The sequence below is a fragment of the Streptomyces sp. CNQ085 genome (genome assembly GCF_022614595.1).
Classification (GTDB): Bacteria; Actinomycetota; Actinomycetes; order Streptomycetales; family Streptomycetaceae; genus Streptomyces.
This window is the reverse complement of the sequence record NZ_JAJFAU010000008.1, coordinates 1-21,605: the sequence shown is the minus strand read 5'-3', so window position 1 is coordinate 21,605 and position 21,605 is coordinate 1. Positions and strand designations below refer to the sequence as shown.

Sequence of the window (21,605 nt, the reverse complement as noted above, 5' to 3'; positions counted from 1 at the left end):
GGCCCCCGGACCGGGCGTTCGTGTCAGGCCGCGGGTCTCGCGGCGTTCGCCGCGCCCAGCCTCCCGGCCTCCGGCGGATGCGCCGTCGCCACGGGGTGGGCGGGGGCCTGCGCGACGAGGTGGAACCGGCCGTCCTCGCGGACACCCGCCTCGACCCGGCCGCCGATCGCCGCGAGCCGGGTGCGGAGGTTGCCCAGGCCGCTGCCGCTGTGCGCGGAGTGGTCCGGGCGCTGCCCGGCCACCCCGTCGTTCACCAGGCGGAGCATGACGGACTCCCCCATCGACTCGACCGATATCACGCAGGTCTGAGCTTTGCTGTGGCGGAGGACGTTGGTGACGCCCTCCCGCAGCGCGGTCGCGAGCACGGTGTCGGTGACCGGGTGCAGCCGGCCGCAGGAGACATCCGTCTGCGCCCGGATCTCGGCCGTCGAGAGGATGGAGGCCGCCGACTCGGCCTCCGCCGCCAGTGACATGTCGCGGTAGCCGCTGGCCACCAGCCGTACGTCCGACAGCGCCTGCCGGGACACCTCCAGCACGGAGGCGATCTCCTCGCGCGCCCGGTCGGGCCGGGAGTGCACCAGGCGGTACGTCAGCTCGCTCTTGAGCGTGATGGCCGACAGGCTGTACCCCAGCAGGTCGTGCAGGTCGCGGGCGAACCGCAGGCGCTCCTCGGTGACCGCCATCCGGGCCATCTCAGCCCGCGAGTCCTGGACCTCGGCCACCAGGTCGCTCAGCCTCGCCGTTCCGTAGAGGATCAGCCCCGCCATCATGGTCGAGGTCGTCAGATAGGTGACCGTCGCCCAGTCCAGGCCGGACGAGACGGTCATGGCCAGCATGGTGCTCGTGATCACGCCGGAGAGGGGCCAGGCCACCCTGCCGGGCAGCAGGAGCAGCAGCGAGCCGGCCAGCGGGCCGGCCATGCTCCCCCAGTTGAGGCCGAAGAGGAGGAACGGCAGATAGGTCAGCACGGCCTGCGCGAGCAGGGTGGCGTAGCGGCGACGCGGGGACCAGCGCTGCGCACGGGGGGAGACGTGCAGGAACTGGAAGAGGAAGACCGCGGTCACGCACCCCAGACACAGCAGTACCTGGCTCCGCTCGGCGCCGCTGCGCAGGACGTTGAGCAGGGAGATCCCCGAGTAGTAGAGCAGGGTGGCGACCGTGATCGTCCTGGCCAGTTTCGGCGCGGGCAGTTCGCGGTGGCGCGTGTGAGACCGCGGGGGAGACGCGCTCCGGGCCCCCGCTTGAGCGGGAGCCCGGAAGGAGGAGGCACTGTCCGGGGTGTCATGCACCTGGCTGCTCCTCGGTCAGAAGTCATCACGTTGAACTGTGAGTTGACCGCATCATATTGGCCAACGGCTGACTCTGGCCACTGACGAGGAACAGCGTCTGAAATCAGACGAACAGCGGGATCGGGTTCAGGTTCTCGTAGGCCGTCGGCCGCGTGAGTCGGCCGAGTGTCACCGGTATGTCGAACAGGCGGCCCGGCGCGAAACGCGCCCAGAAGTGGCGCAGCCCCGGAGCGATCACCCTGACCACCGGAACGCCCACGTCAGGACGTGTCTGATCGAGCACCAGCAGTTCCGTTCCGCAGGCATCCAGAAGGGAGCGGGCCGTCTCCACGTCGTCGTACAGATCGTGACGCGGGGTGTGCTCGTAGTCGTGGGGGGTCAGAGGTGTTGTTGACTGGTCCGGAGCCAAATACGGCTGGTTCCTTACGGTCGCCCGAGTCCACCACTCCAGCAGCTCGGGAGGCGCGGCACCGTACCCGGTCCCGTTGCCGCCGACGCGGGCCACCGAGGCGGCCAGCTGCCCCATCTCCGTCAGCGCGCGGCGCAGCGCCAGCCGGGGATCGAAGTGGGCGCCGAACCCCAGAACGATGTCCTGCGCGGGCTTGTCGGTGCGCCGCGACAGCGCCGCCATCACGGGAATGCCCAGGTCGGCGGTGAGATCCAGGACCCACACCTTCCGTCCCATCCGCCCGTACACCTCCCTCAGGCCGGCGAGCCAGGGCTCGTCGAAGGCGTCCAGATCCACGGCGGGCTGGCGGGTGCGGTTGTACCACCACAGGGCCACCGCGTCGCGCTCGACCAGTTCCAGGAAGCCCTGGACGACGGCGTCCTCCAGGCTGCCGCCCGCCGCGTTCCCGTTGGAGTCGGCGCGGGGCTCGCCCGAGCCGGGGGAAGAACGATGGCCGAAATACAGCATGGAGGTCGGCAGCAGCCGGTGGGTCCGGGCCGTCAGCGACCACACGGGCGTCCACTCCACCGGACGGTCGGCGTCGAAGGGCGCGCACACCTGGTGGAAGGGGGAGGCGGTGGCGTTCCAGCGCTCGCGGTCCCGGAACTGACGCTCGTCGAAGAGCTGGCACGCGTTGGGGTGGATCGCCTGCTCCCCCAGGCCCCGCAGACTGTCGTACACCACGGGCTCGTCGCCCTGGCGGGTGGCGCAGTAGCGCTCCACCGCCTCGCACAGGGCGCCGACCTCGGCCTCCAGCGGGGTGACGCCCTTGCCGCCGCTGAGGCTGCGCAGCCCGCCGCGGAGGTCGGCGAGTGTGTGGGCGTCCAGCGCCAGGTTGTGGCCCGAGACGAAGGAGTTGAGGCCCTCGGGCAGCCGGGTGTCCCGTCGCACCTCACGCACGACCCCGGTGACCGGGTCGACCAGGTGCCCGTACCGTTCCAGGACCTGTTCGGGGGTGAGGGCGCGGTCGTTGCTCCCGCCCCGCGCCGCCTTCGGCCGGGGCCCCAGCGCGACCGGCCGCCGTACCAGAGCGGAGACCAGCGACGGGTCACCGCACTCCGGGCACTGGGGGCGCCGGTGCACCGCGTGGTGGCCGGTGCGCAGGCTGAGGGTGTCCAGAACGCGGATGGCTCCCTGGCCCTCGTCGCGCACCCCCGCCAGCCACTTCGCCGCCTCCAGCACCGCCATCCGCAGCCCCATCCCCCGGCCGGCCGCCAGGGAGGCCGACGGGCGCGGCAGGGGCGCGTCGCTGCCGATGGCCCGCTGGAGCGGTGCCTCCGAACGGCGGTGGATGCGGACGCGGTGCGCCAGGCAGGACCAGCAGGGCCCCGAGCCCGGCCGGAACACCGGCCCCACCCAGGGCTCGGGGCCGTACGGTCCGGCCAGCAGCCAGGGCAGCCCCTGCTCGCGATGCCAGGCGTCCACGGAGCGCAGCCCGGGAGCCAGGTAGTCGTCGCAGAGCACCAGCGAGAAAACGTTACTGCCCGCCCCGCCGGTCCCGCCCGCCCCGCCGTCGCCGGTGCCGTCCCGCCCGGCCCGCTCCCCCTCCGGGGCGGGAAGCGGGCCCAGCACCGTCAGGCCGGACTCCTCGCAGGCCGCGCGGGCCTGGCCGCCGTCCACACCGCCTACGGTGACCAGCCGTACGGCGGTACGGGCCAGCGCCGCGCTCGCGGCGCCGCCGTCCAGGCCGGCCAGCTCCCAGTAGGCCGACGCCGAGGCGTCGGCCTCCTCGCCGGGAGCGGACCGGTAGCCGACGAGATTGGCCCGCGCCAGTTCTCCGATGAACCGGCCCGCCTCGTCCGGAGGGACCAGGGCGCCGGCCTCGCGCAGCACCCCGGCCACGGTGCGGGTGCCGTCCAGCAGCGGGGCGAGCACCTCGGCGGACCGGCCGTACAGCGCCCTGACCCCGCGCGGCGAGAGCAGGTAGACCGCCTCGCCCGACACCACCTCGGCCCGCAGATGGCGACGGAAGCCCACGAAGGGGCCGCCGTCGGCAGCCTCTCCGTGTCGTCTCACGCCCCCACCGTCCCCGGAACCTCCAGACGGAAGTCGTCCGCGCGGGTGCAGCCGAAGCAGGCCAACTGCTCGGCGTCGCGGATGTCCAGCCGCTCCAGGTCCTCGATGAGCAGCGGGTCGCCGGCGTAGACCGGCTCGGAGGCGCACAGACCGAGTTCCGCGAGGATCGCCACGGAGTCCGGCACGCCACCGTAGGGAGCCTCGGCGGCGGGCAGGCCGAAACCGGACAGCACCGCGACCGGGTCGGCGGTGTAGCGTGCCTCCAGACCGGGCTCCAGCCCGGTGCGGAGGGCCAGCTCGGCGAAGCGCCGGTCCTCCGCGCCGGTGTTCTCCGTCGAGGCGGTGGCGGACGTGTTGCTTCTCATGTGAAGACCCCCTGTGAGTCGGACGGCTGAGCGTTCGAATCAATCGTGACGATTGTGTGATCGATGCCGCCCGGGAGCCCAGTGCGGCGTTCACCACCGGCCCATGAGATTTTCACGACCGCGCTCATGAGCGCCTCACTGTGCGCCGCTCCCGCACCGTGCGAGCCTCACTCAATGCTCCGAGAGGAACCGTCAGGCGGACTGCCGGCGGATTGAGCTCGACAAGGGGAGAGCACACCATGGAGATCAAGGTTCTGGGTCCGCTCGCGGCGGTGGAGCGGGGAGTGTCTGTGGTCCCGAGCGCCGCCAAGCCGAGGCAGATCCTCGCACTGCTCGCACTTCAGGCCGATCACGTGGTGACCGTGCCGACCCTGATGGAGGAGATCTGGGGCGAGAACGTTCCGCGCAGCGCCGCCACCACCCTGCAGACCTACATCCTCCAGTTGCGGCGCAGGATCGCGGTGGCACTGGAGGGCGACCCGGCGCGGGAGGCCAAGGACGTGCTGGTCACCCAGCACGGCGGCTATCTGCTCCAGGTCCAGCCCGGCCAGGTGGATGTCCAGGAGTTCGAGCAGCTCGCCGCGTCCGGCCGGGCCGCCTACGACGCCGGCGACGACCGCACGGCCTCCGAGATGCTGGGCCGCGCGCTGAAGATGTGGCACGGCCCCGCACTGGTGGACGTGAGGGTCGGCAGTGTCCTGGAACTGGAGGTCCTGCGCATGGACGAGGACCGGATGGCGGCCCTGGAGCGCCGCGTCGACGCCGACCTGCGGCTGGGCCGGCACACCGAACTCGTTCCCGAACTAAGGGTACTGGCGGCCCGTCACCCCATGCACGAGAACTTCTGCGCCCAGCTGATGGTGGCCCTGCACCGCTCCGGCAACTCCTGGCGGGCCCTGGAGGCGTACCAGCGGCTGCGCAACACCCTCATCGAGGAGCTGGGAATGGAGCCCTCGCCGAAGCTCCAGCGGCTGCACCACGCGGTACTCTCCGGCGATCCGCAGCTGGACGCCACGGCGCACGCGGCGCGCTGACCGGCGTCCCGGACGGCAGGGGGCGCGACGCCGCGCCGGCCGGCCGACGCGGAACGGACGCGGGAACGGCCCGGTGGCTGCTCCAGCCGACCTCTAGGCGGCGTTCCTACGTTCGGCCGATGACGATCCTCGACGACATCACGACGAGTGCGCCGGCATCGCGGACCGCCCCGGACCGGGCACCGGACCGGCCGGTGGAACCCGGTCCCGACCTGCGCCGGGCCACCGCGGAACTGCTCCGGCTCAAGGAGGAGGTGGGCCGGGGCCCCGACCCGGACGCCACCCGCCGGCAGCATGCCAAGGGCAAGCTCACCGTCCGCGAGCGGCTGGAGCTCCTCTTCGACGAGGGCACCTTCACCGAGATCGAGCCGCTGCGCCGCCACCGCGCCACCGGCTTCGGCCTGGAGGACCGCAAACCGCACGGCGACGGCGTGGTCACCGGCTGGGGCACCGTCCACGGCCGTACCGTCTTCGCCTACGCCCACGACTTCCGCGTCTTCGCCGGCGCCCTGGGCGAGGCCCACGCCGCCAAGGTCCACAAGGTGATGGACCTGGCGCGGGCCGCGGGCGCGCCGCTGGTCTCCCTCAACGACGGGGCCGGCGCGCGCATCCAGGAGGGTGTGACGGCACTGGCCGGCTACGGCGGCATCTTCCGCCGCAACACCGCCGCCTCCGGGGTCATCCCGCAGATCTCGGTGATGCTGGGCCCGTGCGCGGGCGGGGCGGCCTACTCCCCGGCGCTGACCGACTTCGTCTTCATGGTCCGCGACACCTCGCAGATGTTCATCACCGGCCCGGACGTGGTCCAGGCGGTCACCGGCGAGGAGATCACCCACAATGGGCTGGGCGGCGCCGACGCGCACGCCGCCGGCTCCGGCGTGGCCGGCTTCGCCCACGACGACGAGACCACCTGTCTGGAGGAGGTCCGCTACCTGCTGTCGCTGCTGCCGTCCAACAACCGGGAGAACCCGCCGCGCACCGAGTGCGCCGATCCGGCCGACCGGCGCTGCGAGGCGCTGGCCGACCTCGTCCCGGCCGACGGCAACCGCGCCTACGACGTGCGCGCGGTGATCGAGGAGATCGTCGACGACGGCGAGTGCTTCGAGGTGCACGAGGCATGGGCGCGCAACGTGGTGTGCGCGCTGGCGCGCATCGACGGCCAGGTGGTGGGCGTCGTCGCCAACCAGCCCCAGCAGCTGGCCGGCGTGCTGGACATCCACGCCTCCGAGAAGGCCGCCCGCTTCGTCTCCACCTGCGACGCCTTCAACATCCCCCTGGTGACCCTGATCGACGTGCCCGGCTTCCTGCCGGGGGTGGACCAGGAGCACGGCGGAATCATCCGGCACGGCGCGAAGCTGCTGTACGCGTACTGCAACGCCACCGTGCCACGTGTCTCGGTCGTGCTGCGCAAGGCCTACGGTGGTGCGTACATCGTCATGGACTCCCAGTCCATCGGCGCGGACCTGACCTACGCCTGGCCGACCAACGAGATCGCGGTGATGGGCGCCGAAGGGGCGGCGAACGTCGTCTTCCGGCGGCGGATCGCCGAGGCCGCCGACCCCGAGGCCACCCGGGCGGAGCTGGTCAAGGAGTACCGGTCCGAGCTGATGCACCCCTACTACGCGGCCGAGCGCGGCCTGGTCGACGACGTCATCGACCCCGCCGACACCCGGCGGATCCTGGCCCGATCCCTGGCCATGCTCCGTCGCAAGCAGGCCGACCTGCCCGAACGCAAGCACGGCAACGTCCCGCTGTAGTGCCCAAAGGCCCTCGGAGGCGGTGGCCGCCGGCCCGTCCAGGCAGGCGCGAGTCCCCGTCTAGGGACGGCTTCAACCATGAGTTCACCGGAAGCGGCGGCGCGTCACGAGCGGGCGGCCGCCCGGTCCGGCACCGGGGCGGGAAGGGACCGACCCCCGAACCGCCCCGGCCGCCGAAAACCCCAGCAAGCGCCACGAGAGCGTCACGGACGAAGGGAACGGCAGTGGCCCGCACAGTTCCAACCGCCGGATGCCGACAGCGGCAACCGGTCCCGTCGAAGGGGAGGTAAGCGGTGGTACGCAGAGTCGTGATCACAGGTCTGGGCGTCGTCGCCCCCGGCGGGGTAGGCGTCAAGGAGTACTGGGAGCTGCTCACCGCGGGACGCACCGCGACCCGTGCGATCTCCTTCTACGACGCCTCCCCCTTCCGCTCGCGGGTCGCCGCCGAGTGCGACTTCGACCCCGCGGCCGCGGGCCTGAGCCCGCAGGAGATCCGCCGGCTCGACCGGGCCGCCCAGTTCGCCGTCGTCTCCACCCGCGAGGCACTGGCCGACAGTGGTCTGGACGTCTCCGCCCTGGACCCGTCCCGGATCGGCACCTCGCTAGGCAGCGCGGTGGGCTGCACCACCAGCCTGGAGCGCGAGTACGTGGTGGTCAGCGACGGCGGCCGCAAGTGGAACGTCGACCACGAGTACGCGGTGCCCGAGCTGTACCGGCACTTCGTGCCCAGCTCCATGGCCGCCGAGGTGGGCCAGGAGGCCGGCGCCGAGGGTCCGGCGGCGGTGGTCTCCACCGGCTGCACTTCCGGCCTGGACTCGCTCGGCCACGCGGTCGAGCTGATCCGCGAGGGCACCTGCGACGTGATGATCGCGGGTGCGACGGAGGCGCCGATCTCGCCCATCACCTCGGCCTGCTTCGACGCCATCCACGCCACCACGCCCCGCAACGACACCCCCGAGAGCGCCTGCCGCCCCTTCGACCGGACCCGCAGCGGCCTGGTCCTGGGCGAGGGCGCGGCGATCCTCGTCCTGGAGGAGCTGGAGAGCGCGCGCAGGCGCGGGGCCCACGTCTACGCGGAGATCGCGGGCTTCGCCGCCCGCTGCAACGCGTACCACATGACCGGTCTCAAGCCCGACGGCCGCGAGATGGCCGAGGCCATCGACGCCGCCCTGGACGAGGCCCGCATGGACCCGACGGCCATCGACTACATCAACGCCCACGGCTCCGGCACCAAGATGAACGACCGCCACGAGACCGGCGCCTTCAAGCGCAGCCTGGGCGACCACGCGTACGCCACCCCCGTCAGCTCCATCAAGTCGATGATCGGCCACTCGCTGGGCGCCATCGGCTCCCTGGAGATCGCGGCCTGCGCCCTGGCGATGGAGCACGGCGTCCTGCCGCCCACCGCCAACCTGCACGAGCCCGACCCCGAACTCGACCTCGACTACATCCCGCTGACCGCCCGGGAGAAGAAGACCGACACGGTGCTCAGCGTCGGCAGCGGCTTCGGCGGCTTCCAGAGCGCCATGCTGCTCGCCCGGCCGGAGAGGAGTACCCGATGACAGCGACACCGACAGCGCCGGCGGTACGGCCCGCACCGGCGGCCGCACCGGCCGTACGGACCACCGCGGTCGTGACCGGCCTGGGCATCGCCGCCCCCAACGGCCTGGGCACCGAGGACTACTGGAGGGCCACCCTGGCCGGCGAGAGCGGCCTGGGGCGCGTCACCCGCTTCGACCCCTCCCAGTACCCCTCCACCGTCGGCGGCGAGGTCCCCGGCTACGTCGCCGAGGAGCACATCCCCAGCCGGCTGATGCCGCAGACCGACCACATGACCCGCCTGGCGCTCACCGCGGCCGACTGGGCCGTCGCCGACGCCGGGATCGTCCCCGGCGACCTGCCCGAGTACGGCATGGGCGTGGTCACCGCCGCCTCCGGCGGGGCGGTGGAGTTCGGCCAGCGCGAGCTGCAGAACCTGTGGAGCCAGGGCAAGGAGTACGTCAGCGCGTACCAGTCCTTCGCCTGGTTCTACGCCGTCAACACCGGCCAGATCTCCATCCGTCACAAGATGCGCGGCCCCAGCGGGGTGCTGCTCACCGAACAGGCCGGCGGCGTCGACTCCATCGGCCATGCCCGCCGCCACGTCCGCAAGGGCGTGCCCGTGGTCGTCACCGGCGGCGTCGACGCGGCCCTGTGCCCCTGGGGCTGGGTCCCGCAGATCGCCTCCGGCCTGATGAGCACCGTCTCCGACCCCTCCCGCGCCTACCTGCCCTTCTCGGCGGAGGCGAGCGGGTACGTGCCCGGCGAGGGCGGGGCGATCCTCATCGTGGAGGACGCCGACTCCGCCCGGGAGCGCGGCGCCGAGCACATCTACGGCACCGTCGCCGGCTACGCGGCCGGCCTCGACCCCGCGCCCGGAAGCGGCCGGCCGCCCGCGCTGCGCCGGGTCGCCGAGACGGCCCTGGCGGACGCCGGACTGGCCGCCTCGGACGTCGACGTCGTCTTCGCCGACGCGGCGGGCACCCCCGAACTGGACCGGGCCGAGGCGAAGGTGCTGGAGGACCTCTTCGGCGCCTGCGGCGTGCCGGTCACCGCGCCCAAGAGCATGACCGGGCGGCTGCTGGCCGGAGGCGCCGCGCTGGACGCGGCCACCGCGCTGCTGGCACTGCGCGACAGGGTCATCCCGCCGACCGCGGGCGTCGCCGAGGCCGACCCCGGCCACCGGATCGACCTGGTCACCGGCGCCCGCGAGGCGGACCTGCGCACCGCGCTGGTGCTGGCCCGCGGCCACGGCGGCTTCAACGCGGCGCTCGTCCTGCGCCGCGCCCGCTGAGCCGCGTCCACCGAACCGGGCCCCACCGGCCCCCGACTCCCCACATGTACCGCCTCGTCCACGCACACCACAGAGAGGAACCAACATGTCCGCGACCACCACGAAGACCGAGGTGACCCTGGCCGACCTGACCAGGATGCTGCGCGAGAGCGCCGGCGAGGAGGAGGGCGTGGACCTGGACGGCGATGTCCTGGACACCCCGTTCATCGACCTCGGCTACGACTCCCTCGCCCTCCTCCAGGTCATCGGCCAGATCCAGCGCGAGTACGGGATCGCGATACCGGACGACGCGGTCGTCGACGCCGAGACGCCGCGCGCTCTGCTGGAGCTCATCAACTCCGGTCAGGCATCTCCCGCCTGAGCCGGTCCCGGGCCGCCCTGCCGAACGCTCTCCGGCAGGGCGGCCGCTCCCGCTCATCCCGCCTTCCCTCCCCTCTCCCGCCTCCCGCTTGCCGAAGCCATCCGCCGCCGGGGACCCGGCCGCCGACAGGAGGGCCCATGCCGCTCACCGAACACACCGCAGTGGTCCGCAGACTCGTGGTCAGCACCAAGGGCGCGCCGGCCGGGGAGGCCGGTCGCGGGGAACCGGTCACGGCCACCGCCGCCGCCGTCTCCGCCGTGCTGAGGGCCTTCGGCCGCTCACCGGAGGACCTGCCCGCGCGTACGGCCGTCTTCGTAGGCGCCGCCCGCACCGCAGCGGGCCTCGGGGCGGAGCACGAGGGATTCCCCGTGCACACCGCCTCCTCGCCCGGCCGCGCACTGCGCCGGGCGCACCGCGAGCTGCTCGCCAAGAACGTCGACCTCGCGCTCGTCGCCGGGTTCGGCGAGCCCCGGGCGGAGGCGGTCACCGTCCACGCCGTGCGGCGGGCGGCCGAGGCCGTCGCGGACGGCGACTCCGTGCTGGGCGTACCGGACTTCTCCGGGGAAGCGCCCGCGTTCCCCGCCGCCCCCGGCACAGTCGGGGACGCACCCGTGATCCACCCCCTGCGGTACGGCGGACGCGGCACCGACCCCGGCGGCGTACGGCTGCTGCTGTGGTCCGGCCGGGACGAGGCCGACGAGGCCCGGGTACGCGGCGAGCTGCGCCCGATGGTCGACCGGCTCTCCCCCGAGGCCTTCCCCCTCCTGCCCGCCGCGGTGCCCCGCGGGCAGGAGCCCGGCCCGGTGCGCGCCGCGGCCGTCACCACGGCCCAACGGGCCGCGCGGGCGGTGCTCGGGGCCGGGGCCGTCACCACCGGCAGGCCGCGCCCGGTCGCCCTCCTCTTCCCCGGCCAGGGTTCCCAGCACACCGCGATGGCGGCCGGGCTGTACGGCCGGGAGCCGGTGTTCACCGCCGCCATGGACGCCGTGCTCGACCTGTTCGGCGAGGACCACGAGGACATCCGGGCCGACTGGCTCGCCGACGGGGCCACCCGTACGCCGAAGATCGGCATCGACGACGTGCGCCGCGCCCAGCCGCTGCTGTTCGCAGTGGACTACGCGCTGGGCCGCACCGTCCTCGGCTGGGGCGTGCGCCCCACCGCCTTCCTCGGCCACAGCGCCGGAGAGCTGGTCGCCGCGGTCTTCACGGGCGTGGTGTCGCTGCCGGACGCCGTCGGCATGATGCGCGAGCGGGTGCGGTACGCCGTGGAGATCCCGCCGGGCGGAATGCTCGCCGTCGGCGCCTCCGAGGAGGAGCTGCGCCCGTACCTGTGCGGCGACGTTGCCATCGCCGCGGTCAACGCGGGCCGGCAGACCATGCTGGCCGGCTCCCGCGAGCCGCTGGGCGAGGTCGAGGCGGCGCTGCGCGCCGACGGCCACACGGTCGTCGCCGTCCCCGCCACCAGCCCGTTCCACTGCCCGGCGATGGCGCCGGCGTCCGAGGCCGTCGAGCGCGCCTACCGCGGCGTACGGCTGCGCCCGCCCGCCCTCCCCCTCTACTCCGGCTACACCGGAGGCCCGCTGAGTCCCGATGACGCCCTGCGGCCGGACTTCTGGGCCCGCCAGCTCACCGACACCGTGTACTTCAGGCCCGCGCTGGACGAACTGCTCGCGGCCGACGACATGCTGCTGATCGAGGCGGGCCCCCGGCAGACACTCACCGCGTTCGCCCGCCGCCACCAGGCGGTGCGGCTGAAGGCCAGCGCGGTGGTGCCGATGCTGCCGGCCCGGCCCGGCGGGCCGGAGGAGGACCGGCGGTCGGTGCTCACCGCCGCGGCCCGGCTGTGGGAGGAGGGGCACGTCCTGAAGCCGGACGCGGTGAGCCGCCTGTGGAACTGGAGCGCCGGTGCTCCACTCGCTCCGCCCGTCCCGGAGGCTCCGGGGGTTCCGGTGGCTCCGGAGGAGGCCCGCGCGGGGGCTCCCGCGGCGGACGGCCGCTTCGGTGAACGCCGGCCCCTGACGGCCGTATGAGCACCCGTACGGCCCCGGCGAGGACCTGGTGGCGCGTGTACCGCTCCCTGGCGGCGGGGAACGGCCGGATGCCCCCGCCGCACCTGCCCCTCCCGGTGCCCGGCCACCACGGCTGGCTCCTCCCCGACATCCCCCGGCCGGCGCAGCGCCCGCGGGCGTAACCCGAACGGCTCCCGAGCGCAGGACACCGGGAGCGCGCGCATCCAGCCTTGCTGTGTAGAGATGGGCCCGGACGGGCCGGGGCGCTCGGCCGATCGCGTGGCCGGCGCTGTCGCTCGCTGGAGGTGCCGGATGCCGCAGGTGCGGGTGTACGTGTCCATACCGCTGCCGGTGGAGGAGGTGTTCGGGCGCCTGGCCGACGGGTGCGGGCTGGCGGCCTGGCACTCGGGTGTGGTCTCGGTGTGCCCGGTGGATCCGCGGGAGGGGGAGTACCGCTACCGGTTCCCCGGGCGGCGGCGCGAGTGCGTGCTGCGGCGGGTGGTGTGCGAGCCGCCGCGGCGGGTGTCGTTCCAGGGGCAGCGGATGTGGACGCCGCTGGGATGGCAGATGCCGCGGTTCGACTTCCGGCTGTGGCCCTGGGAGGGAGGCGGATGCCGGGTGGAGGTGGGGGTCAGGTGCGCGTTGGGGGGTGCGATGGTGCTGCTGTGGCCGGTGGTGACGTGCGGGTGGCGGCGTGATCTGCCGACGGACGCGCAGGCGCTGTACGAGCGGCTGACGGGTGCGGGGGAGCGGGAGACGGGGACCGCCGTGACCGAGGCGGTCTCCCCCCACCCCGGCCCGGGCCTCGGGTCGGCCGAACCGGCCTGGAGGCAGGCCGGTGGTCCGCCCGCCGTCCCCTCCCGGCCGCCCCGCTCCGGGCGTCGCTTCCCGGCCCCGAACGGCTGATGCCCGGGCGCCCCCGCGCCGGGGCGCCCGGGTTGCCGGTGTTCTCCGTCCTGCCCGCGCCCGTGCGGACGGCCCCGGCGCGTCCGGCGCGGAGGTCCCGGCCGACGGACGGCCCGTCAGCGGCTGAGCGGATCGCGGTGCAGCAGCCGCACCCGCCCCTCCAGCATCGCGCCCAGGCCCTCCACCGCGCAGACGGCCGGCTGCTCGGCGACGTGCACCGGCATCCCGGTGGCCTGCCGCAGCATCGAGTCCAGTCCCGGCAGCATCGCGCTGCCGCCCACCAGCATGATCCCGCGGTCCGCGAGGTCGGCCACCAGGTCGGGCTGGCACTGGCGCAGTACGCCGCGGATGGCGTCCACCATCGCCGTCAGCGGGGGCCGGATGGCGGCGCGCACGCTCTCGGTGTCCACGCTCACCGTGCGGAACAGCCCGGTGGACACGTCCCGGCCGTACACCTCGGCCTCGGTCTGCTCCGGCGGGGCGACGGACATCGCCAGGTGCAGGGGGTGGACCGCCTGGCCGGGGAGCACCAGCTCGTGCCGGTTGCGCAGGTGCTGGACGACGGCGCGGTCGATGATCTCGCCGCCGACCGGCACCGTCTCGGAGGCGACGATGGATCCCAGCGAGAGCACCGCGACGTGCGAGGTGGCCGCACCGCACATCACGATCATGGTGGCCTCGGGTTCCTCCACGGGCAGCCCGGAGCCGACGGCCGCCGCGATGAGGCTGTCCACCAGCTCCACTCGCCGCGCGCCCATCCCGGTGAGCGTCTCGATCGCGGCGCGCTGGACGAGCGGCTCGGCGTCGTGCGGGATGCACACGGCGGCGCGCAGCATCGGCTTGCGCCGCCAGGCCCGGCGGATCCGGTCGCCCACCAGGGCGCGCAGCATCCGCCGGGCCATGTCGATGTCCACCACGGTGCCGCCCGACACCGGCCGCACCACCCGGATGTGCTCGGGAGTGCGGCCCACCATCCGCTCGGCCGGGGCGCCGACCGCGATCAGGGCTCCGGAGCGGGTGTTGACGGCGACGGCCGACGGAGCGTCCACGATGACGCCGAACCGTTTGAGGTAGACCCGGGTCCTGGCCGCGCCGAGGTCGACGGCTACGGAACAGCGGCTCAGTTGCTCAAGACTGACGGTCACAGCGGTATCTCCCCGGACATGGCTCCACACGGGCCGCCGCCCGGCGGCCCCGGTCCTCATCGTGGGGGCCGGGTGGCGGTCCCGCGCGCTGGACTGATCCGGATGGGCGAGGGCCGCCGCGGCGTCCGAGTCCCGCGTACCGCCGGGAAGGTGATGGCCGGTCAGGAGGCGGATCCGGACACGGCGGGCTCCCGGCGCGCCGCCCCGGGCGTGCGTCCGGGGCGGGCTCGTTGTTCAACCGGCTGACCGGCTGACCGGCTGACCGGCTGACCGGCACGCCGGTGCGGGGCGGGCGGAGAAGGCGCCCGGCGTCCGCCGGGCGCTGCCTCGGTCGGCGGACGCCGGGACGGCGCCGGGCGGCAGGAAGGGAGCCGGCCGCCATCGGTGTGCGGGCGGGCGGGCCCGCGACGCGGCGCGGGACGGCGCGTGGGAGGCGCGTGGGAGGCGTGCCATGCCCGGTCCGCGCCGTCCCGCGCGGCGGGTTCCGTGCTCGTCGCGGTTCCTCACGTCGTCGGTGCCGTGACCCGCACGTCAGGGCTCCGGGCCGACTCGACGCCGGGGGCGGGCGGAGCCGGGCGTGGCCGTTCAGCCGGCGGGACAGGGTTCCGCTACAGGCGCCCGCCGGGGGATCATTCGGGAGACCGACGACCACCGAAGCGGACTGCGAGCGGCCCAACGCCGCCGACCTGCGGCACCGGCGTCCCTCCTCTCCGTCACCGCCAGCTGACCACTGGCTCGCAAGGGGGAAACATGACCGCCATCGACGTACCCGAGAACCGGTTCCGCGAGGACCGGCTCTTCTCCGCCCTGGCCAACCCGACCCGGCGCGAGGTGCTGAGGCTGCTCCGGGTGGGGGGGCCGCAGCCCGTGCGGCGGCTGGCCGACCACTTCGACATGCGAAGGCCGAGCCTCTCGGAGCACCTGAAGGTGCTCCGGGAGGCCGGCCTGGTCAGCGAGCGGCGCAAGGGCAGGGAGAGGCACTACCGGCTGGAGGCCGGGCCGCTCAGCGAGGTGCAGCACTGGCTGAGCCCGTACGAGCGGCTCTGGCGCGGAATGGGGGATCTGGGGGACCTGCGCGGTCTCCTGGAGGGGAAAACCGGCGACGCCGGCGCGTGAACGGCGCGCGCACGGCGTGGTGGCCGGCGCGCGTACGGCAGCCGGGCGCGCGTTCCGCGCCCGGCTGCCGCCCCGGGCGCCGACCGACCTTTCAACAGGTTGTCATGACACCGTGACAGGTTGTCGTGCACGTGCATCCTCACGTGCATCCGCACGTGAACGGCGTTATGATCCGGGCTGGTTGACCGATTCAGCCCTGACCGCGACCGACCGCCCCCGACCGCACAGCCGGGAGAGTCCGATGCCCCACGCGTACAACGGCATGGCAGCCGGGGACCTCCACGGGGTCCTCTGGCAGAAGAGCAGACACAGCAACTCGCAGGGAGCCTGCGTGGAGTTCGCCAAGCTCCCCGGCGGGGAGGTGGCCGTACGGAACTCACGCCATCCGGACGGCCCCGCGCTGGTCTACACCCCGGCCGAGGTCGAGGCGATGCTGCTCGGAGTCAAGGACGGCGAGTTCGACCACCTCATACAGGACTGACGCCCGTACCCCCTCCGGGGTTCAGCCGGAACAGCGCCCAGACCACTTTTCCGGGCATGGCGTCGGGCATCGGCTGCCAGCCCCAGGCGTCGCTGAAGGACTCGACGAGGAAGAGGCCGCGCCCGGACTCCGCCGTGTCGTCGAAGAACAGGTCGGCGAACTCCCCGTCGAGACCGCCGCCGAGATCGCCGAGATCGCCGAGGCCGTCCAGGTCGTCGCCGAAGTCGCAGCCGATGCCGCCGAATTCCCCGGCGGCCCCCTCGCCGGGCCTCTTCGCCACGGGCGCCTTTCCGCTGGGGTCACGCACGGCGCACACCAGGCGGCCGGACCAGTTCATCAGATGGAGCCGCACGGGCGGATCCAGGGTTTCGCCGGAGACGGCACCCGGTACGCCGTGGCGCAGGGCGTTGGTCACCAGCTCCGAGACCACCAGGGCCACGGTGTCGAAGTGCCCGGCCAGCCGCCAGCGCAGCAGTACGTTCCGGGTGAACTCGCGGGCGGTCCTCACCGCCTCGTAACGTGGCTGGAGCGCGCAGGAGGCCGAGCCGGAGAGCGCGTCGGGGTCGAGCGACGGGAAGTCATGCCATAACCGGTCGAGCACGGTCGGTCCTCCGGTCCCCATGACGAGACACTCCTGGCATTGCGGCGGTCATGGCCCTGGTGGACCCCGTCAGCGGTGGTACTCCGTATCGCGTTCCACTCATTGCGCTGCTTCGGTGGATCTTGCGCATGCGCAAGTACCCCGATTCTGAGTGCAGTCGCGCTTTCCCCATGGTTCCCAATGCTCACAGCGGATGCAAGGGCAGATGCACGTGCACGAGCTACTTTCGATCGTGTGTAACCACCCGGGCACGCAACGAAGGCATTGGTGGCAGACTGCACTGGTGCAGGGGTGGAGAGCTGAACACAAACAGGAGCATTTCCGGTGAAAAACGGAGTGAACGGGGCCAACGGGTCGAGTGGGTCCATGGTGCGCCGCATCCTGCTCGGTTCCCAGCTGCGGCGGCTCCGCGAGTCCCGCGGAGTCACCCGTGAGGCGGCCGGATATTCCATCCGGGCCTCCGAATCGAAGATCAGCCGCATGGAGTTGGGGCGTGTGAGCTTCAAGGCGCGGGACGTGGCGGACCTGCTCACGCTGTACGGCATCACCGACGAGGCCGAGCGCGAGCCGCTGCTGAGCCTCGCCCGTGAGTCCAGCGTCGCGGGCTGGTGGCACAACTACAGCGACGTGCTGCCGAACTGGTTCCAGACGTACGTCGGCCTGGAGGGCGCGGCCTCCCACATCGGCGTCTACGAGGTGCAGTTCGTCTCCGGGCTGCTCCAGACGGAGGACTACGCGCGGGCGGTCGTCACCAGCGGCCACCGGTCGGGGCTGTCGCCGGAGGAGGTCGACCGCCGCGTCGCCCTGCGTCTGGAGCGCCAGAGACTGCTGCTGTCCGAGCAGGCGCCGGAGTTCCGCTGCGTGCTGGACGAGGCCGCGCTGCGCCGGCCCTACGGCGGCCGCGAGGTGATGGACGCCCAGCTGCGACGCCTCGCGGAACTCTCCGAGCTGCCGCACGTCACCCTCCAGGTGATGCCGTTCGACACCGGCGGGCACCCGGCCGAGAGCGGGGCGTTCACACTGCTGCGCTTCCCCGAGTCGGAGATCTCCGACATCGTCTATCTGGAGCACCTCACCAGCGCCCTCTACGTCGACAAGCCGGACGAGGTCGCCCAGTACGAGGATGTCCTCGACCGTCTCCTGCGGGACAGCCTGGGCCCGGAGGAGACCCGCCGGCTCCTCCACAAGGTCCGCGGGGAGATCTGACCGCCGGATCCGGCGGCCGGTGTGTCCCCGGCCGGGCCCCGGGACGTCGCCGACGGTCCCGGGAGAATCCCGGCCGGGGGAGCGTGCGGGAAGGCATCGAGGACAGAACCCGTCCCCAAGGCCTCGTAGCGTCGTTATCGGTGAAGGGGCCGGAAGGCGGCCCGACGACCGACGCGTGAGGAGAACCACCCATGCCCGTTCCTGTCGCTTCCGAGAACCGCGGCGACGAGCGCGGAGCCCTGCTCGCCTACCTGGACGCCCAGCGCGGGGGCGTCCGCCGAGCCCTCCACGGGCTCACCGACGAGCAGGCGCGCAGCAGGCCGGCCGTGAGCGCGTTCTCCCTGGCCGGCATCCTCAAGCACGTCGCGGTGGGCGAGCGCGGTGCGCTGGCGACGATGCGCGGGGAGCCCTTCGACTTCGAGACCAGCGTGAAGGAGTGGGAGGACAGCCTCACCGCCAGGGAAGACGAGACGGTCGGCGAACTGCTGGACCTCTACGAGCGGGTGGCGCGCGAGACCGAGGAGACGGTCCGGGCGGTGCCCTCCCTCGACGACACCTTCACGGCCCCCAAGATGCCCTGGGACGAGGGCGGGCCCCGCTCCTGGCGCTGGGGCCTGCTCCACCAGATCGAGGAGACCGCCCGGCACGCCGGGCACGCGGACATCATCCGCGAGACGATCGACGGCAAGGGCGCCTTCGACCTGGTCTTCGAGACGGGCGCGCTGCCGGAGCCGGACTGGTCCTCCTTCCGGTGACCTCTCGCACCCGCGCCCGCCGCCGCCCGTCTACGCTGGCCGGCGGCGGGTCCGGACGGGAAGGCACGGAAGGGGACGGTGAGGTCGGCGGTGGCGGCGATCCGGCTGCCGCGCTGGTCGCTCACGGCGCACGACGAGAGGCCGGACGTGCTCACGGCCGGGGTCGGCTTCATCGCCGACCTGCCGCGCCGGGAGGCGATCGAACTGCTCGGGCGCCGCGTGGCGGCGCTGGAGGAGTGGAGCGCCGAGGTCGCCCGGGAGTGGAAGCCGCCGGGCGCCCCGGAGGAGTGGGGCCACATCGGCGAGGTCGTGAGGCTGTGGGTGCACAGGGCGGTCGGCGGCGCGGAGCGGACCCGGGACCCGATCGAGCGCCTGGAGCGTGGCGCGTACGTGATCGCGGGCGAGGGCGAGCGGTCGGCGGAGGTGTTGCCGGAGGCGATGGGGAACCCTTACGCGGAGCATCCGCACGACCGCTCCCGCGGCTGACCGGGGTCTCTCGCCGGGCCCCGGCCGCTGCAACGCATCTCACACCCGACGGCCACCTCCACGCCCCCTCCCGGAAGGGTCCCCGGCCGTATCCTCGCTGAGGAGGAACGGACATGTCCCGCTGAGAGCGGGAAGCCCGACGTCCGTGCGAGGAGACGACTGGAGGCGTGAGGAGCGGCGAGCTTGGCCCTGGAGACCACGAGGAACGACACGGTGACCGAGACCGGCCGCCCCGAGGACCGCAGGTCCGCGCCCGAGGAGATCCGCAGCGCCTTCATCCCGCCTTCCGGCGTACCGCCGCAGTCCCCGCACCACGAGGACGAGCACCTCACCTCCGAGTTCGCCGTGCCCGAGGGGCTGAGGGCCCCCCCGTCGTCGCCCGAGGACGAGCACCCCACCTCCGAGTTCGCCGTGCCCGAGAGCGTGCGCAGGGCGTCGGCCTTCGAGCCGGGGTCCGCCTTCACTCCGCCCGAGGGCATCCCGGTGATCAACAATCTGGTGCGGCCGGGCGCACCCTGGCAGGACCGGATGCGCACCATGGTCCGGATGCCGCTGGGCGAGCGGCCGGTGCCCGAGCGGCCCCGGCGCACCGACGAGGAGGACGCCGACACCGGGCCGTCGGCGCCGCGCGTGCTCGACCTGACCCTGCGCATCGCCGAGCTGCTGCTCGCGGGCGGCGAGGGCGCCGAGGACGTCGAGGCGGCGATGTTCGGGGTGGCCCACGCGTACGGGCTGGACCGTTGCGAACCGACGGTCACCTTCACCCTGCTGACGATCACCTACCAGCCGTCGCTGGTGGACGACCCGGTCTCGCTGAGCCGTACGGTCCGCCGCCGCGGCACCGACTACAACCGGCTGTCGGGCGTCTACCGCCTGGTGGCCGACATAACCGACGGCGAGGTGACGCTGGAGGAGGCGTACGGCCGCCTCGCCGAGATCCGCCGCAACCGCCACCCGTACTCCAAGGGTGCGCTCACCGTGGCCAGCGGCCTGCTGGCGGGCGCGGCGTCCACGCTGGTGGGCGGTGGCTGGGTGGTCTTCTTCCTGGCCGCGCTCGGCGCGATGCTCGGCGACCGGCTCGCCTGGTTCTTCTCCCAGCGCGGGCTGCCGGAGTTCTACCAGTTCGTGGCCGCGGCGGTACCGCCCGCGGTGCTGGGCGTGCTGGTCCAGCTGTTCGCCGCGGACCTCGGCCTGGACATCAGGGCGTCCGCGGTCGTCACCGGTGGCCTCTTCCCGCTGATCCCCGGTAGAGCGCTGGTCGCCGCCGTGCAGGACGGGCTGACCGGCTTCTACATCACGGCCTCGGCCCGGCTGCTGGAGGTCGTCTACCTGGTCGTCGGCATCGTCTGCGGCGTGCTGCTGATGCTCTACATCGGTTCCGAGATGGGCGCGGAGTTCAACCCGGAGGGCCTGGATATCCGCAGCCGGCCGCTGCTCCAGCTCCTGGCGGCGATGCTGCTGGCCCTGACCTTCTGCGTCCTCCTCCAGCAGGAGCGCTCCACCGTGCTGCTCGCCACGCTCAACGGCGGCGTCGCCTGGCTGGTGTACGGCGCGATGGCCGACACCGGCGGGATCGACCCCGTCGCGGCGACCGCGGCGGCGGCGGGCCTGGTGGGCCTGTTCGGGCAGCTGATGTCGCGCTACCGGTTCGTCTCGGCACTGCCGTACATCACGGCGGCGATAGGCCCGCTGCTGCCCGGTAGCGCCATCTACTTCGGACTGATCGGCATCGCGCAGGGGCACCTGGACCAGGGCCTGCAGAACCTTTCGAAGGCGGCCGCCCTGGCGCTGGCGATCGCGATCGGCGTCAACCTGGGGAACGAGCTGGCCCGTCTGTTCATCAAGACGCCGGGCCAGGAGTCCCCGCTGTCGGGCCGGCGCGCGGCCAAGCGCACCCGCGGCTTCTGATCCGGCCCGGCGTCCGCGTTCTCCGTCCCACCGCATCCGCCCGTCCCGCTCCGGGGCGGGCGGACGGCTGTCCGGACCGGTTCTCCGGGGCCGGAGACGGGACGTGCCCCGGGGCGCGCACGGCACGGCGGCCGCGTGCGCCCCGGGGCACGGGAGTGGGCGCGGGCCCGCCCGGGGGCGGATCCGGCGGGCTCAGCGGTGGCCGCCGCCCGAGGCATCCAGGCGCTTGACCGAGGCCTCGACCTCGGCCTCGGCCTCGGCACGGCCGACCCAGTCCGCGCCCTCGACCGACTTGCCGGGCTCCAGGTCCTTGTAGACCTCGAAGAAGTGCTGGATCTCCAGCCGGTCGAACTCGCTCACGTGGTGGATGTCGCGCAGATGCTCCATGCGCGGGTCGGACGCGGGCACGCACAGCAGCTTGTCGTCGCCGCCGGCCTCGTCCGTCATGCGGAACATGCCGATGGCCCGGCACTTGATGATGCAGCCCGGGAAGGTCGGCTCCTCCAGCAGCACCAGCGCGTCCAGGGGGTCCCCGTCCTCACCCAGGGTGTTGTCGACGAAGCCGTAGTCGGCCGGGTAGACGGTCGAGGTGAACAGATGCCGGTCGAGCCGGATGCGACCGGTCTCGTGGTCCACCTCGTACTTGTTCCGCGACCCCTTCGGGATCTCGATGACGACGTCGAACTCCAAGGGAGACTCCTCCGTATGCTTCAGCACTCGTCAGTGGCCCGGGGGCGTCCCCCGGAGAGCGGCGATGTGGTGGTTAAGTGTCCCTCACGCAGGTGTGTGGTCGCGAAAGGGGCTGGTCCGAGGTGCGGGACACATGGCGGGTGGCGGCCGGTTCCGCCGCCGCCGGACTCGCGGTCGCGGTGACGGCCGTGGCCGTCAC

General features: G+C 73.3%; 19 protein-coding genes. 13 read left to right on the top strand and 6 right to left on the bottom strand.

Features of this window, described 5'->3' with window-relative positions; all coding sequences use genetic code 11:
• Nucleotides 1–23: 23 nt before the first annotated feature.
• The 3 genes from LJ221_RS03075 to LJ221_RS03065 form a co-directional block, all read right to left on the bottom strand.
• Entirely contained in the window at nucleotides 24–1,289 is a 1,266-nt protein-coding gene (locus LJ221_RS03075; RefSeq protein ID WP_241713492.1) for a sensor histidine kinase, read from the bottom strand.
• Between the two features lie 103 nt (nucleotides 1,290–1,392).
• Nucleotides 1,393–3,753, bottom strand: coding sequence for a TOMM precursor leader peptide-binding protein (locus LJ221_RS03070; RefSeq protein WP_241713491.1), 2,361 nt, complete (start codon nucleotides 3,751–3,753; stop codon nucleotides 1,393–1,395).
• Nucleotides 3,750–4,118, bottom strand: coding sequence for a hypothetical protein (locus LJ221_RS03065; protein ID WP_241713490.1), 369 nt, complete (start codon nucleotides 4,116–4,118; stop codon nucleotides 3,750–3,752). Before LJ221_RS03065 ends, LJ221_RS03070 begins: the two co-directional genes overlap by 4 nt.
• A gap of 239 nt (nucleotides 4,119–4,357) precedes the next feature.
• Between LJ221_RS03065 and LJ221_RS03060 the strand changes: the two genes are divergently transcribed.
• The 7 genes from LJ221_RS03060 (at nucleotide 4,358) to LJ221_RS03030 (ending at nucleotide 13,018) form a co-directional block, all read left to right on the top strand.
• Nucleotides 4,358–5,152, top strand: coding sequence for an AfsR/SARP family transcriptional regulator (locus LJ221_RS03060; protein ID WP_241713489.1), 795 nt, complete (start codon nucleotides 4,358–4,360; stop codon nucleotides 5,150–5,152).
• Between the two features lie 119 nt (nucleotides 5,153–5,271).
• Complete coding sequence (locus LJ221_RS03055; RefSeq protein WP_241713488.1) at nucleotides 5,272–6,909, top strand: acyl-CoA carboxylase subunit beta; 1,638 nt, start codon at nucleotides 5,272–5,274, stop codon at nucleotides 6,907–6,909.
• A 293-nt stretch (nucleotides 6,910–7,202) separates the two neighbouring features.
• Nucleotides 7,203–8,471 carry a beta-ketoacyl synthase gene (locus LJ221_RS03050; protein ID WP_241713487.1) on the top strand — a complete coding sequence of 423 codons (1,269 nt, stop codon included), beginning with the start codon at nucleotides 7,203–7,205 and terminating at the stop codon, nucleotides 8,469–8,471.
• Entirely contained in the window at nucleotides 8,468–9,742 is a 1,275-nt protein-coding gene (locus LJ221_RS03045; protein ID WP_241713486.1) for a ketosynthase chain-length factor, read from the top strand. Before LJ221_RS03050 ends, LJ221_RS03045 begins: the two co-directional genes overlap by 4 nt.
• An 85-nt stretch (nucleotides 9,743–9,827) precedes the next feature.
• A complete protein-coding gene (locus tag LJ221_RS03040; RefSeq protein WP_241713485.1) occupies nucleotides 9,828–10,103 on the top strand; it encodes an acyl carrier protein in 276 nt (91 codons plus the stop codon).
• Between the two features lie 137 nt (nucleotides 10,104–10,240).
• Nucleotides 10,241–12,133 (top strand): acyltransferase domain-containing protein, encoded by a 1,893-nt coding sequence (locus tag LJ221_RS03035; RefSeq protein WP_241713483.1) that lies wholly within the window; start codon nucleotides 10,241–10,243, stop codon nucleotides 12,131–12,133.
• A gap of 291 nt (nucleotides 12,134–12,424) precedes the next feature.
• On the top strand, nucleotides 12,425–13,018 hold the full coding sequence (locus tag LJ221_RS03030) for an SRPBCC family protein (protein ID WP_241713481.1): 594 nt from the start codon (nucleotides 12,425–12,427) through the stop codon (nucleotides 13,016–13,018).
• Nucleotides 13,019–13,134: 116 nt separating this feature from the next.
• Here LJ221_RS03030 and LJ221_RS03025 read toward each other — a convergent pair whose 3' ends face one another.
• On the bottom strand, nucleotides 13,135–14,163 hold the full coding sequence (locus tag LJ221_RS03025; protein ID WP_241713478.1) for a rod shape-determining protein: 1,029 nt from the start codon (nucleotides 14,161–14,163) through the stop codon (nucleotides 13,135–13,137).
• Nucleotides 14,164–14,913: 750 nt separating this feature from the next.
• On the opposite strand from LJ221_RS03025, the gene LJ221_RS03020 reads away from it, so the two are divergent.
• Nucleotides 14,914–15,279, top strand: coding sequence for a helix-turn-helix transcriptional regulator (locus LJ221_RS03020; RefSeq protein WP_241713475.1), 366 nt, complete (start codon nucleotides 14,914–14,916; stop codon nucleotides 15,277–15,279).
• 241 nt (nucleotides 15,280–15,520) lie between these two features.
• Nucleotides 15,521–15,760 carry a DUF397 domain-containing protein gene (locus LJ221_RS03015; RefSeq protein ID WP_241713554.1) on the top strand — a complete coding sequence of 80 codons (240 nt, stop codon included), beginning with the start codon at nucleotides 15,521–15,523 and terminating at the stop codon, nucleotides 15,758–15,760.
• On the opposite strand, the gene LJ221_RS03010 is transcribed toward LJ221_RS03015, so the two are convergent.
• Nucleotides 15,747–16,382 carry an ATP-binding protein gene (locus LJ221_RS03010; protein ID WP_241713473.1) on the bottom strand — a complete coding sequence of 212 codons (636 nt, stop codon included), beginning with the start codon at nucleotides 16,380–16,382 and terminating at the stop codon, nucleotides 15,747–15,749. The two genes, LJ221_RS03015 and LJ221_RS03010, sit on opposite strands and share 14 nt — an antisense overlap.
• Nucleotides 16,383–16,727: 345 nt before the next feature.
• Here LJ221_RS03010 and LJ221_RS03005 point away from each other — a divergent pair, with 345 nt between their 5' ends.
• The 4 genes from LJ221_RS03005 (at nucleotide 16,728) to LJ221_RS02990 (ending at nucleotide 20,716) form a co-directional block, all read left to right on the top strand.
• On the top strand, nucleotides 16,728–17,567 hold the full coding sequence (locus tag LJ221_RS03005; RefSeq protein WP_241713471.1) for a helix-turn-helix transcriptional regulator: 840 nt from the start codon (nucleotides 16,728–16,730) through the stop codon (nucleotides 17,565–17,567).
• A 191-nt stretch (nucleotides 17,568–17,758) separates the two neighbouring features.
• The gene (locus LJ221_RS03000; protein ID WP_241713470.1) at nucleotides 17,759–18,322 is read left to right on the top strand and encodes a DinB family protein; all 564 of its coding nucleotides are present in this window, start codon (nucleotides 17,759–17,761) and stop codon (nucleotides 18,320–18,322) included.
• 78 nt (nucleotides 18,323–18,400) lie between these two features.
• On the top strand, nucleotides 18,401–18,808 hold the full coding sequence (locus tag LJ221_RS02995) for a hypothetical protein (RefSeq protein WP_241713469.1): 408 nt from the start codon (nucleotides 18,401–18,403) through the stop codon (nucleotides 18,806–18,808).
• A 183-nt stretch (nucleotides 18,809–18,991) separates the two neighbouring features.
• Nucleotides 18,992–20,716, top strand: coding sequence for a threonine/serine exporter ThrE family protein (locus tag LJ221_RS02990; protein WP_241713468.1), 1,725 nt, complete (start codon nucleotides 18,992–18,994; stop codon nucleotides 20,714–20,716).
• A 192-nt stretch (nucleotides 20,717–20,908) separates the two neighbouring features.
• Here the strand turns inward: LJ221_RS02990 and LJ221_RS02985 are convergent, their stop codons facing one another.
• The gene (locus LJ221_RS02985; RefSeq protein WP_241713467.1) at nucleotides 20,909–21,406 is read right to left on the bottom strand and encodes an inorganic diphosphatase; all 498 of its coding nucleotides are present in this window, start codon (nucleotides 21,404–21,406) and stop codon (nucleotides 20,909–20,911) included.
• Between the last annotated feature and the right edge of the window lie 199 nt (nucleotides 21,407–21,605).